The organism is Salsuginibacillus halophilus, from assembly GCF_003014715.1.
Taxonomy (GTDB): domain Bacteria; phylum Bacillota; class Bacilli; order Bacillales; family Marinococcaceae; genus Salsuginibacillus; species Salsuginibacillus halophilus.
Window position 1 is genome coordinate 75,030 of the sequence record NZ_PYAV01000008.1, and the last position, 13,210, is coordinate 88,239.

A 13,210-nucleotide genomic window follows, 5' to 3' on the forward strand; every position below is an offset into this window, starting at 1 on the left:
GCTTTTATTAGTTCATTTCATTTTCTATCTTTAAGAAGCCGGCTGAACGGAGGAGATGGTAGATATTCAAGCTATAGCGGTAAATGTCGGATTTGTGAACCTGCACAAAATTTTAGTAAACTAAATTTAACCCGCGGAAAACATATAGTAAATCCGTCCCATCGTAGATAAGAAGGAGGAAAAAGCGGTTGAACCCCATAAAAAAATTAGACTACGGGCTTATGAAAGCCGAAGAATTCATTTTAAGTTTCGCAATAATCGCAATTTTCGTTTTAGTTACCGGCAATGCGCTGAGCCGGCGGTTTTTAGGGACGAGCTGGCCGTTTTCCTCGGAGCTCGCTGAGGCGTTTGTATACTTAGCAACTTTCATGGGGATCAGCTACGCTGCGCGCAAAGGTAGACATATTCGGATGTCAGCTTTTTTTGATATTGCACCATATAAGGTTAAAAAGGCATTATCAATTATTATTCCGTTCGTAACAGCGCTGGTATTGTTTGCACTTGCTTACTATTCACTAGGTTACCTTGAGCAGACGACCAACCGGGTGACAACCGCATTACGATTGCCGTATTACATTATTCTACTGCCTGTACCGGTAGGTTTAACGCTTGGTGGTCTCCAGTTTTTAAGAAATATGTGGATCAATATTATTGAAAAAGAGATTTATATCGGTACAGAAATGAAAGAAAGTGATCGCGAATGAAAAACGACCAACGATTTTGTAATGAAAGAGGCTGCCATCTATGATAACAACAATGTTTATCGTAATGATCTTATGTTTAGCGCTCGGCTTTCCGATGATGATCCCGCTCATTCTTGGACCAATGCTGATGGTCATTTTCTTTTTACCACAAGACCCTATGTTTTTGGCTCAGCAGATGGTAGGAGGGATTTCTTCCGATGTATTAATGGCTGTTCCACTGTTTATTTTTGCAGCAGATATTATGACCGCAGGAAGGACTTCACAGCGACTGCTCGATTTTATTGGAGCTTTTGTCGGCCATCTGCGCGGAGGGTATGCAATTACGACAGCAGCTGCTTGTACGATGTTTGGCGCCATTTCCGGTTCGACACAGGCGACTGTTGTTGCCATTGGTAAGCCAATGAGAGAGCGTCTGCGTAATATCGGCTATAAAGATTCAAGTGCTATTGCTTTAATCATTAACGCAAGCGATATTGCGTTATTAATTCCGCCGAGCATCGGGATGATTATTTATGCGTTAATGACCAATACCTCAGTAGGAGATCTATTTATTGCCGGGGTGGGGCCGGGGCTTTTAATCTTTTTATTTTTTGCTGCTTATGCGGTGATTCATGCAAAGATCTTTAACATTCCACTTGCTGAAAAAGCGTTGTGGCGCGACCGGATGGTGACGACGTGGCGGGCTCTACTTCCGCTCGGCTTTCCGATCATCATTGTTGGCGGGATTTACAGCGGCTATTTCACACCGATGGAAGCAGCCGGCGTCTCGGTTTTGTACGCAATGATCCTTGAAGTGGTGGTATACAGAGCAGTCTCTTTAAAAGAGATCCCTGGCATCAGTTTATCAACCGGACTGGTTACTTCCGCTGTATTTATTCTCGTCGCCGGCGGTCAGGCGTTTGCCTGGGTAGCTAGTATTTCCGGGCTTCCTGGAATGATCGAAGAAACATTTCTAGGCAATGATCCAAGTGCATTGTATGTGTTAATCATTGTCGCTATTTTCTTCTTTATCGGTTGTATGTTTGTTGATCCGATTGTTGTGATTTTAATTTTAACACCGATTTTCTTTCCAGCCGCCGAAGCCGCAGGTGTAGACCCAGTCCACCTCGGTGTGGTAATCACCTTCCAGGCGGCGCTAGGCTCTGCGACACCGCCTTTTGGTGTGGACATCTTTACAGCAAGTGCAGCTTTTAATAAATCATATATTGATGTGATACGCGGTACACCGCCGTATATCGTTATGCTGGTTGTCGTTGCTGTACTTGTTATTGTCTTTGAAGAGATTTCACTCTTTTACCGATACTTGCCGTTTTTGTAACGGTTGTAGGGTAGAAGTTTGAAAGATAAATGAAAGAAAAAATTAAGGGGGAGTCTGACAATGGAAAATTTGAAACGCCGATTGATGTTGCCGGGATTTGCACTCGTTGCCGGCGCGGCACTGACAGCTTGTGGTGGTGACGAAGAAGCAGGAGGAGACAACGGCGGAGATGGACCGGAGTACGAATGGGATTTTATCACAGAAGAAACGCCGGGGCAGGTACAGTATGAGTATGCCCAAGAATATGCAGATTTGTTGAACGAAAAGTCTGATGGGCGAATTGAAGTTGATGTGTTCGAATTTGGTGGGCTCGGTTCTGAAGTAGACCAGCTTGAACAACTCCAAGCCGGTGGTGTTGAGCTTGGGATCGTCTCTCCTGGATTTGTAAGTACGCTCGTTGAAGAGGCTCAAATCTTCTCGCTCCACTATTTACTGCCGGATGATCAAGAGCAAACCCAGGAAATTTTAAACGAGAGTGAAGCGGTTAACGAAATGCTCGCGGAAAAATACGTAGAGCAGGGCCTGCAGCCACTTTCTTTCTGGACAGAAGGTGCGATGCAGTGGACAGGGAGCAGTCAGCTCCGTTCATCTGAAGATTTCGAAGGGTTTTTAATGCGGACACAGGAATCCCCATTAATGATTGAATCTTACGGAGCTTATGGTGCAGATGCCACACCGTTAAGCTGGGAAGAGCTTTACGGCGGCTTGCAGCAGGGACAAGTCGATGGTCAGGAAAATCCAATCTTCTTTATTGAAGATGCATCTTTCCACGAAGTACAGGATCATATGACAATTTCAAACCATAACAGCTACGTTGCTGTAACTACTATGAACCAGAATATTTACGAAGAACTGCCTGAAGACATTCAAGAAATTGTTCATGAAACGACAGAAGAAATGCGCGATATTGGTTTTGATCTGCAGGATGAGTTGAATGAAGAGCGTTTGGAAATGATTGAAGAAGACGAAGAAAACCCAACGGAAGTTTACGAGCTAACAGATGAAGAGATTGAAGAGTTTCAAGATCTGGCACGTCCAGTGCGCGACTTCTTCCGTGAAGAAGAAGGAGAAGAGGCAGCAGAGATTCTTGATCAGCTTGAAGAGGATATTGCAGAAGTGACGGGAGAAGAAGAGTAAGGATCATTCGATGATAGTTAAAATGATAAGCTGAAAAAATGTCACCCGCTCTGTATATATGCAGGGCGGGTGCTTTTGTAATGAATGTTCGGAAAAGCGTCAATTGATGGCCCATTAAGCTTGTGACATAATACAAAAAGTGAAGTGTATCAACGAAGGAGATGATGATATGGATCGTACCCGTATGTTGTTAAAAGCCTCGGTTATCTTTGCGGCTGTCGGGGTAATTATGGGCTCGCATATGGCGGGAGCCGGCTCACCGTCTTTATCGCCCATTCATGCCCATATTCTTGTTGTAGGGTGGCTTTCTTTATTTGCATTCGGCATTTTTTACCGTGTGTTTACAATTTCTAAAACTTCGAAGCTTGCAAATGTACAGACTTGGACTGCAGTCTTTGGTTCGATAGGTTTAACCTTAGGTATGTATTTACATTACTTTGAGCCAGGCCCTATACCGGATCTTGTTTATTTGTTGTTTTATATCATTGGCGGAACAATATTAGCGGTAAGTTTCTTTATCTTTGCGTTTATTGTGTTTATGTTCCAAGAAGAAGTCACGGAGAATTAAGTTAGACGCAGGTGGATGATAGGAGGGGGTGCTGATGATGGATCATGAAAGCCGGCGGCACTCTGTGCTTCGGGCGGGGCGCCATTGTTTTACAGTTTACGGATATCAAAAAACAACAATGGAAGCTGTAGCTAAAGCAGCAGGTGTCGGTAAAGGCAGCGTTTATCTTGAGTATCCGAGCAAGGAAACGTTGTTCACCAGCATTTTACAACAAGTTGTTGAAGAAATGAATGAGGCAGCAGAGCGGCAGATTCAACAGAACTGTTCGCCGGAAACGAACTTACAGCGCGTACTGCACGAGCTTCTACGTTTTAAAGCAGAGCAACAGCTGCTACTGCGACTTGCAGAAGAAGCGAAACACTCAAAGAGTGCTAAGGCTGAAGAAGGTCTCGCTTTTGTAGAAAATCAAATAGTAACTTTTGTACAGGCGCGAATTGAGCGTCTTATTGAACGTGGGATTATTAAACAAGTTGACCCGGAAATGACTTCATTTGTGATGTATAAGCTGTATACAGCCCTTGTTTCTGATTGGGAAATGCGTCGTGAGCCGTTATCTACAGAGGCCGTAGCTGAAGCCTTTCAGCTTTATATGCTCGAAGGGTTGCTAAAACCTGAAGAACATCATGGTTAATAAGTTTGAAGGGGCTGTCCCATAAGATATGATTTAAAAGATAGGCATGGGAAATATACCCGCTTTCACCCATGGCACAAGTGCGACATCGACTCAACCTGCACTTACGCTTGATTTCGCCGTGTCTGCTTTGCCGCCGGGCAACGCTTCAGTTTCATCATGAACAAAACCCGCTCATTGCGGGATCTTCAGCAGTCTCTTCAGCGCAGGCTGGAGAGACTGCTGAAGCCAAGCCCTCGGGAAAGCGTCCGTCTGGCGCGAAGGTTAAGTTCGTGTTTCGGGCAGCCCGTGGTTTGGAGCAGTAAGCTGTGCGTGAATCTTAGGTTCTGTACCTTGTCGACAGTTTGAAGCCAGAAGGTTTTTCCTTCTGGCTTCAAATTTATGAATGGGCTTTAGCTTCTCTTTCTGGACCGGCAGCTGCGCTTTTCATATGGCGGCGGTAAAGAGTTCCCCCGAGAAGAAAGGCGCTGCCTGCAAACATGAATCCGCCTATAATAAAGACAAACGGTATCCCGTACATACCGGCAATTGTACCACCGGTTACAGGGCCGATCACATTACCGAGAAACCGAAAGCTTTGGTTGTACCCAAGAACTTCCCCCTGCATCGTAACTGGACAGACTTGGCGGATGTAAGCTGTTGTACAAGGGATTAATCCTCCGATGGCAAGCCCGAATAAAAAGCGGAGCGCAATGAGCTGCCATAAATTAGAAACAAAAGCTTGTGGAATGAAAAATAGTGCTGCAAGAAGCAACAGTAAAAATAGAATCTTTTCGTGCCCGATCCGATCGCCAACCTGCCCCCATTTTTTTGTAGCAATAAGGTTCCCGAGTCCGGTAATAGAAAAAGCAAGCCCGGAGAGAAACGCAATATTTTCTGCGGTATGAAGGTCAGTAACATAAAGCGCTAAAAGCGGCTGGACACTAAAATTCGCAGCTTGAATAACGAGTGCGACCACCATAACAATTAAAAGTACAGGGTGGGTCACAATGTGCCGTAAGACTTCTTTACTTGTATACGTTTGACGTTCTTCGCCTTCTTCATAGTGAATAAATTCTTTGACGCCAAAAGTCACAAGCAGTGAAGCAAGGGCAATAACGCTTGCTGTTAAAACGAAGGTAAGTTGGAAGCCTGCCGTATCGGCGACAATGCCGCCTAGGAGTGGCCCCATCAAGCCACCACCTACGGTACCTGTCTGCAAGGTGCCGAGGGTGTTACCTGCTGTTTCTTTTTTACTTTGGGCCGAGACTAAAGCGATTGCAGTCGGGATAAAGCCTGTAACAACTCCCATGAACAACCGCAGCATAAACAGGCCGAAAATCGACTCTACAAACCCCATAAGAAATATACTTAAAGCAATGCCGAAACCACAAATGACTAAAATCGATTTCCGGCCAAAGCGGTCACCAACTTTTCCCCATAATGGGCCGACAAAGAATGCCACAAGAAACGTGATACCGAAAATATAACCGGACCAGCGCTGCACATAAGCATCTGAATAGTTTCCGAACGTCTCAATATACAAACTTAAAAAAGGAAGTACCATTGTGGCGCTAGCAGCTACAAAGAAGTTAGCAAACCACATGATCATTAAGTTTCGTTTTTCTAAATCAATAAAAGATCACCCTTTAGTTATTCCAAAAACGACTTATTATTTCGTTTCGCTAAATATTATACCGTATTTTCGATTTTATGAAAAGCTGCTTGTACACAGTAGGGAGCAGTGAAATAAAAACTTCAAAACTTTTTGAAGTTGCCAGCTTGGATGTAGATCAGGCAGAATGATGGGTAGAGACTCTTGTGACGGAAGGGGTGATGTGATGCAGAGCATTCATATCCGCCCGCTCTTAATTGCCCATCGCGGCACAGGAGAGCGCGTAACAGAAAATACGATGGAAGCTTTTGAAGAGGCGATCGCTCATGGTGCAGATTCAATAGAGACAGATGTTCGAAAAACAGCTGATGAACAGCTGATCTGTTTTCATAATCGAAAATGGAAGCGGCGCCCGGTTCATTTGTTAACTTATCAAGAGCTGGCCGATGAAACATCAATGTTCGGCTGGAAACCACCAAGGTTAAGCGAAGTATTGGAGGAATTTCACGGTCGTGTACATTTAAATTTAGAGTTAAAAGGACGTGGCTTAGAGACTGATGTAGCCGAGCAGGTAAAAAGGACAGGGATGCAGGACCATGTGCTTGTATCAAGCTTTCATGAACGGAGCCTGCGTCATTTAAAGCAAACTGTGCCGGACATTCCTACCGGCTTAATTATCGGGCGCAGCTTGTATCAAAATAAGTTTCAACTGCAGAATTATATTCAGGATGTTTTTCCGGAGCGCCGCTTGAAACGGATTGGCGCGGATGTTGTCTGCCCGCACTACCGGTTGCTCCGCATGAAGTTTGTCCAGCGAATGAATGCCCTTGAGATTCCCGTGCATGTCTGGACCGTAAACGATTTGTATCGCATGAAAAAGCTAGCGAAAAAAGGCGTTGACGGCATCATTACCGATCGAGTGGCTGATGCGGTTGATATGTTTGATGAATGGAGCGTTGAAGGTATAGAATAGGTATAAGGGAATTCCCTTGAAATGAAAAAGGAGGTAGTATGATGCCACAAGTCGAAAGTTTTGAACTTGATCATACAATTGTTAAAGCGCCGTACGTCCGCCACGGTGGTTTTCACAAAGTAGGAAGCGATGGAATCGTCAACAAATTTGATATCCGTTTCGGTCAACCTAATAAACAAGCGATGCAGCCAGCAACGATTCATACGCTTGAACACCTGCTCGCATTAAATGTCCGCCGGTTCTCAGAGGCATATGATCATTTTGAAATCATTGACCTTTCACCGATGGGCTGCCAAACCGGCTTTTATTTAATCGTAAGCGGTGAGGCAAAAGTCGAAGAGGTCATTGATATGTTAATTAAAACAATGGATTACGCTGAAAATTATGAAGAAGTTCCGGCTGCAACGGAAAAAGAATGCGGTCAGGCGAAACTGCATGATCTTGAAGGTGCGAAAAAGTGGATGTCTTATTGGAAGAACCACGGCAAAGAGACATTGCAGGAAGTATTTTAAAGACAAATTATGTACAAACAAAAAGACACCGCAACATATGCGGTGTCTTTTTGTGTATACAAACGATGCTTTTTTTAAGCAATTTTGGTTGGAGCACGCACTGATAGTCGTTTTCCTGTAATTAGAAGCCTACTCTTTAACAGAATCATAATAACTGCGGGCTTCCTCGATGACTTCGTTTAAGTCAAGTTCCTCGGTACGGCGGGTATCGGCTTTTAAAGCTTTTTCCATCTGCCGCATCGCTTCAGCGTTGTCTTCGTGTCGGTTTGAAGCTGAAGCATCTTCAGGCACAATGAGCCGGTAACCACGCATATAAGCATCATTCGCTGTGAATTGTACGCACATGTTACCGGCAACGCCTGCAATGATTAATGTTTTCACATCCAGGTGCGCGAGTAAAATTTCAAGCGGGGTGGCAAAAAAACCAGAGAACTGAGGTTTTAATATAAAGTAATCATCTTCATCAGGCTTAAGTGCCTCTGCTACCGGCCGTCCCCGAACGTCAGTCCGAAGACAGCGATCAACCGTTTGGCGGAAGTCACTCTGCCATTGACCATAGTTGTCATTTACATAAATGACTGGAATCCTTTCAGCTTTGACGCGCTTTTTTAAATCTGCAGCTTTCTTTGCACTTGCTGCTGCATGTGGAAATAGCTTTTCCCCGTCAGGAAACTCCATATCGTTAATATAATCGATTAACAAAAAGGCAACAGTTGTCTGCTCTTGCGGGTGCTTGCTCGAGCGCATATTTCATTCCTCCAGTGATCGGCATCAATCATATGTTTTAAAGGCGTTTGAAATTTTGAAAGAATTTTTAGACGGTCCTCAACGTTCTTCAAGAATATGATAACATAGATGACATGCTGGCATACGCTGAGCTTAGACACCTGAGAATGGAAAGGGGCAGACTCATGGATGCGAAATCCCTGGAGGTTCTCCGTATTTTGGAGAATAACGGGCGTACAGATATTCCTACGATTGCTAAAATGGTTAACCTTGGAGAGGACGCTGTATCAGCGATTATCCGTCAACTTGAAACAGATAATATTATTTTAAATTACCAAGCGGTGGTGGATTGGAGTAAGGCACGAGAATCCGAAGGTGTAACCGCTATGATTGATGTGAAAGTTACGCCGCAGCGCGGTGTCGGATTTGATGAAGTAGCAGAACGGATTTACCGCTTTCCTGAGGTGCAGGCGCTTTACTTAATGAGCGGTGCTTATGATTTAGCTGTTGTGATTGAAGGTGAAACGATGTCAGAAATTGCAGCTTTTGTTTCTGAGAAGCTGTCCACTTTGGATGAAGTTCTATCAACCACAACGCATTTTCAGCTTAAAACGTATAAACATGATGGTGTTGTATTTGCAGAGCCGAAAACTGATTCAAGGAACGTGGTGTCACCATGACTGTCAAACAAACCTCCCGGCTGTCTAAAGCTGTAGAAAGCATTCAGCCTTCCGGAATCCGTCGTTTCTTTGATATGGCTTCGACGATGGATGATGTCGTTTCGCTCGGGGTGGGAGAGCCGGATTTTTCTACGCCGTGGAATGTTTGTGAGGCAAGCATTGCATCTTTAGAGCGGGGGCACACATCTTACACCGCGAATGCCGGACTGCCGGAGCTGCGCCGGGAAATCGCAAATTATATGGACGATCGCTTTAATGCACCCTATGATTCAGAAACTGAAGTGTTAGTAACTGTTGGTGCAAGTGAAGCACTTGATGCAGCAACGCGCGCCATTGTTGACCCAGGGGATGAAGTGATTATTGTGGAGCCGACGTTTGTAAGTTATGCGCCGGTTGTAACTTTAGCTGGTGGTGTTCCTGTTCCTCTTGCGGTGCAGAAAGAGGATGAATTTAAATTGACGCCGGAAGCACTTGAAGCTGCGATTACAACGCGGACAAAAGCTGTAATGATTTGTTTTCCGAATAATCCGACGGGGGCAGTGATGACCGAAAGCGAGCTGCAGAAAATTGCGAGTGTAATCGAGCGTCATGACCTGCTCGTGCTCTCTGATGAGATTTATGCAGAGCTTACTTACGATGGAGAGCATACAGCGTTTTCGAATCTGTCAAAGATGCGGGAGCGAACCGTCATTATTTCAGGTTTTTCAAAAGCATTTGCGATGACAGGCTGGCGGCTAGGATTTGTATGCGGCCCTGAAGATATCGTGGGTGCGATGCTGAAAATTCATCAGTATGCGATGATGTGCGCACCAACACCTGCACAACACGGCGCGCTTGAGGCTTTAAGAAACGGTCGTGAAACATTGGAACGAATGATTGAAAGTTATCAGCAGCGACGTAACTTTATCGTTCAGTCTTTTCGTGAACTTGGCTTAGACTGTCACCAGCCTGGCGGTGCTTTTTATGCATTTCCTAATGTGGCAAGCAGTGGGTTGAACGGGGAAGCATTTGCAGAAAAACTGCTATTGGAAGAACAAGTCGCCGTTGTGCCGGGAAATGTTTTTGGTGGTGGTGGAGAAGCCCATGTCCGCTGCTCATATGCGACCTCACTTGAATCGATTAAAGTCGCGATCGACCGGATGGACCGTTTAATGCAGAAAATATAGAGTAAGCTAAGCCCGATGAACAAATCGGGCTTTTTAAAATGAAGATTCATGGTTGAATATGGATTTTTAGTGAAAAAGGAGGGAAGTGTATCGATCCAAATGCGAAAGCGGATGGTGTAGCGTTAAATAGACATTATGATCCCCAGGAGAAAAAAACAAGGTTCAATCAAAGAAAAGCGGTGATTTCAGGAGGGGTTGTACTACTTATCTTCTTAGCAGCAACTGCATGTTACATCTTTGCCGATGCAGAACCAAGTAACCTAACTGACTTTGAAGGTGAAAGTGAGAACTGGCATGTCCACTTCAGCTATGGTCATGGAGATGCTCAAAATACATCCAGTAATGAAATGCCTTATACTATAACGTTGTCTTACACTGGCGATGCGGATATTGAACCTGAACAGCTGGTATATCTGCCAGATCATTATGGAAGTGAAGAGACTTTGGAATTAAGTAAAGAAGAAACAGTAAGCACAGGTGTTGCTCGGGAGCCGTTGCTTAGAGGGCATGGATGTATCTTATGACGTGTATTGGATAGAAAAGGGCGAAAATAAAGAGGAACGCATTGAACTAAAAGATACGTAAAAAGCATCTGCCCGCGGTATGTGGGGCAGATGCTTTTTGTTATATCGTCGGTTCAACCCCCGGCAGGAAGCCGAGAATGTATAAAAACACAATAACAATAACCGCTGGTGTCACAAATCGAATCGTGAACAGCCAGGTTAGGAAAAAGCCGCGACTGAGCCGGCTGCTCCGCAAGAGTTCTTCCTCAAGAACGTCTTTATTAATTTTCCACGGTACAAACAGTGCAATCAACAAAGCACCAAGTGGAAGTAGGATATTACTTACTAAAAAGTCCATGTTATCAAAAAAGATGTTACCAAAGACTGTGAAATCTCCCAGTATGCCAAAAGATAGTGCAGATGGAATCCCCATAATGTAAACGAGGAGTCCGGAAATCCAAGTTACACGCTTACGTTTATTTAAGTCGTTTTTGGCAAATGGCGCGACAAGAATTTCAAGTAGTGAAAACGCAGATGTTAACGTTGCAAACAATAACAATGCTAAAAACAGCGTGAAGAAAAAGCCGCCAAAGGCCATCTCGTTAAATACTGCCGGTAAAACGATAAAGATGAGCGGTGGGCCTTCTTCAGGTGACATGCCGAGCGAGAAAACCGCTGGAAATATAGCAAGTCCGCTTAGCAAGGCGATAAACAAACTCAGGCCAATAATAGAGCCTGCCGAGCGTGTTAAGCTTGTGTCTTTTGGTACGTAAGAGCTGTAAGTTACCATGATGGAAACACCAAGACTTAATGCAAAAAACGCTTGTCCAAGTGCGAATAGCAGCGTCTCTCCGGTAACTTCAGAAAAGTCAGGCTGTAAAAAGAAGCGTACACCTTCCATTGCCCCATCAAGTGTTAAAGAACGTGCGACAATGACTAAGAATAAAATAAACAGGGCCGGCATGAGAAGTTTGCTCGCTCGTTCGATACCGCCTCGAATCCCGGCGCGTACGACGAAGATGGTGATAAGGATAAAGACAAAGTGAGCGATGCCAACTTCCCATGGGTTAGCAGTGATCTGACCGAATAATGCGCCAAAATCACCATCAGGAGCTTGCAATTGTCCTGTAATACTTCGGAAAAAGTACGTTACGATCCAACCGCCTACAACGGCGTAAAAAGACAAAAGTAAAAATGAAGCAACAATACCGAGGGCACCTACAAGAAACCACGGTGTTCCAGGTGCAATCGCTTTATAGGATTGAATGGCGTCTTTGTTTGTGTGCCGCCCGAGTATAAATTCTGCGAGCATTAAAGATGCTCCAAGCGTTAGGGTTAATAAAATAAATATGAAAAAGAAAGCACCGCCGCCGTTCGTCCCGGCTACATACGGAAGCTTCCATACAGCGCCCAGCCCGATGGCTGAACCTGCCGCGGCTAAAATAAAACCGAGCCGCGATGCCCATTGTTCTCTTCGTTGACTCATACAATTCTCTCCTCGTCTAAAATTCTTAAAATTCCAATCACATAGCATACGGCACCCTTGTATAAGTGTCAACCAAGAATGGAAAGGAAAGTTGGCTGAAGCATGTTTGCGCATTTAGTGAAAATGTGTTATATTACTTAGGCTAATAATTATTTAGGAGATGTTTGGATGGCAGTAACACAGTTTGAAGTTGGAAGCATTGTTGAAGGTAAAGTAACCGGCGTGAAGCCATTTGGTGCCTTTGTAGCACTTGATAACGACACGCAGGGACTTGTGCATATTTCTGAGGTAGCGCATGGTTACGTTAAAGATATCCACGACGAACTTTCGGTTGGCGACGAAGTGAAAGTAAAAGTTAAGTCAATCGAAGAAGGTTCTGGCAAGATTTCCTTGTCAATTCGTGCAACACAAGAAGCGCCACAAAAAGAAGAACGTCGTTCCAACAACCGCCCGCAGCAAAACAACAGCGGCGGTGGCAATAAAAAGGAACAAAACCAAGGATTCAACACCCTTGAAGACAAGTTGAAAGACTGGTTGAAGCAGTCCAACGAAATTCAAGCTGACTTGAACAAGCGCGCGCGCAAATAATTTATTTCTTAAGCCGTACCGTCACTGCACGGGCGGCTTTTTTAGTATGAGAAAAAATGTTAAATATTACACCTGTGTGGACGGTAAGTATAAATTGTTTATTTAATGTTATGAATGTCGCATTTATAAATCGCTATCAACAAATAAGGTTCAGATACAGGTGTGGTTTTGAATCAAAAACTTGTTCGCATAATGCAGCAGCCGCATTCGCGGCTGCCTGCTGTAAGTTTCTATACGGTTTAAGAACGCTGTGGTTCAGGTTCTTTTTCGATCTCATGGTCGGTAGAAACGAGCAGTGAAATACAGTACAACCCTGCAAGCCCGATGATTGCGTAAATGACACGAGAGAAGGCAGCAGCTTGACCGCCGAATATTGAAGCGACTAAGTCAAAACCGAAAAAGCCGACAAGTCCCCAGTTTACAGCTCCAATGATAATTAATACGAGTGCAGTTTTCTGTAATCCGTTCATCGTTTTCACCTCCTTTACGTTTGCACCATGTTGTTGATCACGATGAACGTACATGCATAGCCTGTGTTACGAAGGTGAAAATATGTACGAAAAGCAACTGACAAAGTAAGGCAAAGCAGGTTTTTTGGATACTTATAATTATCACGTATAAGAA

Annotated in this window: 15 protein-coding genes; 11 read left to right on the plus strand and 4 right to left on the minus strand. The window is 44.4% G+C overall.

Translation table 11 applies throughout. The features are described from left to right. Positions 1–188 precede the first annotated feature (188 nt). From B0H94_RS09110 to B0H94_RS09130, 5 genes are all read left to right on the plus strand, one after another. The gene (locus B0H94_RS09110; RefSeq protein ID WP_181315336.1) at positions 189–704 is read left to right on the plus strand and encodes a TRAP transporter small permease; all 516 of its coding nucleotides are present in this window, start codon (positions 189–191) and stop codon (positions 702–704) included. Between the two features lie 40 nt (positions 705–744). Continuing rightward, a complete protein-coding gene (locus B0H94_RS09115) occupies positions 745–2,022 on the plus strand; it encodes a TRAP transporter large permease (protein WP_106588946.1) in 1,278 nt (425 codons plus the stop codon). 60 nt (positions 2,023–2,082) lie between these two features. Continuing rightward, the gene (gene dctP / locus B0H94_RS09120; protein ID WP_106588947.1) at positions 2,083–3,159 is read left to right on the plus strand and encodes a TRAP transporter substrate-binding protein DctP; all 1,077 of its coding nucleotides are present in this window, start codon (positions 2,083–2,085) and stop codon (positions 3,157–3,159) included. Between the two features lie 169 nt (positions 3,160–3,328). Continuing rightward, positions 3,329–3,727: a hypothetical protein gene (locus B0H94_RS09125; protein ID WP_106588948.1), complete on the plus strand. Its 399-nt coding sequence runs from the start codon at positions 3,329–3,331 to the stop codon at positions 3,725–3,727. A gap of 34 nt (positions 3,728–3,761) precedes the next feature. Next, entirely contained in the window at positions 3,762–4,358 is a 597-nt protein-coding gene (locus B0H94_RS09130) for a TetR/AcrR family transcriptional regulator (protein WP_106588949.1), read from the plus strand. A 379-nt stretch (positions 4,359–4,737) separates the two neighbouring features. Here B0H94_RS09130 and B0H94_RS09135 read toward each other — a convergent pair whose 3' ends face one another. After that, the gene (locus B0H94_RS09135) at positions 4,738–5,949 is read right to left on the minus strand and encodes an MFS transporter (protein WP_245893946.1); all 1,212 of its coding nucleotides are present in this window, start codon (positions 5,947–5,949) and stop codon (positions 4,738–4,740) included. A 229-nt stretch (positions 5,950–6,178) separates the two neighbouring features. Here B0H94_RS09135 and B0H94_RS09140 point away from each other — a divergent pair, with 229 nt between their 5' ends. Both B0H94_RS09140 and B0H94_RS09145 read left to right on the plus strand, forming a co-directional pair. Continuing rightward, complete coding sequence (locus B0H94_RS09140; RefSeq protein WP_181315337.1) at positions 6,179–6,925, plus strand: glycerophosphodiester phosphodiesterase; 747 nt, start codon at positions 6,179–6,181, stop codon at positions 6,923–6,925. A gap of 41 nt (positions 6,926–6,966) precedes the next feature. After that, the gene (locus tag B0H94_RS09145; RefSeq protein WP_106588951.1) at positions 6,967–7,437 is read left to right on the plus strand and encodes an S-ribosylhomocysteine lyase; all 471 of its coding nucleotides are present in this window, start codon (positions 6,967–6,969) and stop codon (positions 7,435–7,437) included. A 129-nt stretch (positions 7,438–7,566) separates the two neighbouring features. On the opposite strand, the gene B0H94_RS09150 is transcribed toward B0H94_RS09145, so the two are convergent. After that, positions 7,567–8,184: a cysteine hydrolase family protein gene (locus B0H94_RS09150; protein WP_106588952.1), complete on the minus strand. Its 618-nt coding sequence runs from the start codon at positions 8,182–8,184 to the stop codon at positions 7,567–7,569. A gap of 164 nt (positions 8,185–8,348) precedes the next feature. Here B0H94_RS09150 and B0H94_RS09155 point away from each other — a divergent pair, with 164 nt between their 5' ends. From B0H94_RS09155 to B0H94_RS09165, 3 genes are all read left to right on the plus strand, one after another. Beyond that, entirely contained in the window at positions 8,349–8,843 is a 495-nt protein-coding gene (locus B0H94_RS09155; RefSeq protein ID WP_106588953.1) for an Lrp/AsnC family transcriptional regulator, read from the plus strand. After that, positions 8,840–10,009, plus strand: coding sequence for an aminotransferase (locus tag B0H94_RS09160; RefSeq protein WP_106588954.1), 1,170 nt, complete (start codon positions 8,840–8,842; stop codon positions 10,007–10,009). The genes B0H94_RS09155 and B0H94_RS09160 overlap by 4 nt, the downstream gene beginning before the upstream one ends. A 179-nt stretch (positions 10,010–10,188) precedes the next feature. Beyond that, on the plus strand, positions 10,189–10,533 hold the full coding sequence (locus tag B0H94_RS09165) for a hypothetical protein (protein ID WP_106588955.1): 345 nt from the start codon (positions 10,189–10,191) through the stop codon (positions 10,531–10,533). Between the two features lie 100 nt (positions 10,534–10,633). Here the strand turns inward: B0H94_RS09165 and B0H94_RS09170 are convergent, their stop codons facing one another. Continuing rightward, positions 10,634–11,998 (minus strand): sodium-dependent transporter, encoded by a 1,365-nt coding sequence (locus B0H94_RS09170; RefSeq protein ID WP_106588956.1) that lies wholly within the window; start codon positions 11,996–11,998, stop codon positions 10,634–10,636. Between the two features lie 168 nt (positions 11,999–12,166). Here B0H94_RS09170 and yugI point away from each other — a divergent pair, with 168 nt between their 5' ends. After that, positions 12,167–12,586 carry a S1 domain-containing post-transcriptional regulator GSP13 gene (gene yugI, locus B0H94_RS09175; protein ID WP_106588957.1) on the plus strand — a complete coding sequence of 140 codons (420 nt, stop codon included), beginning with the start codon at positions 12,167–12,169 and terminating at the stop codon, positions 12,584–12,586. 239 nt (positions 12,587–12,825) lie between these two features. On the opposite strand, the gene B0H94_RS09180 is transcribed toward yugI, so the two are convergent. Continuing rightward, positions 12,826–13,056, minus strand: coding sequence for a DUF378 domain-containing protein (locus tag B0H94_RS09180; protein WP_106588958.1), 231 nt, complete (start codon positions 13,054–13,056; stop codon positions 12,826–12,828). Positions 13,057–13,210 lie beyond the last annotated feature (154 nt).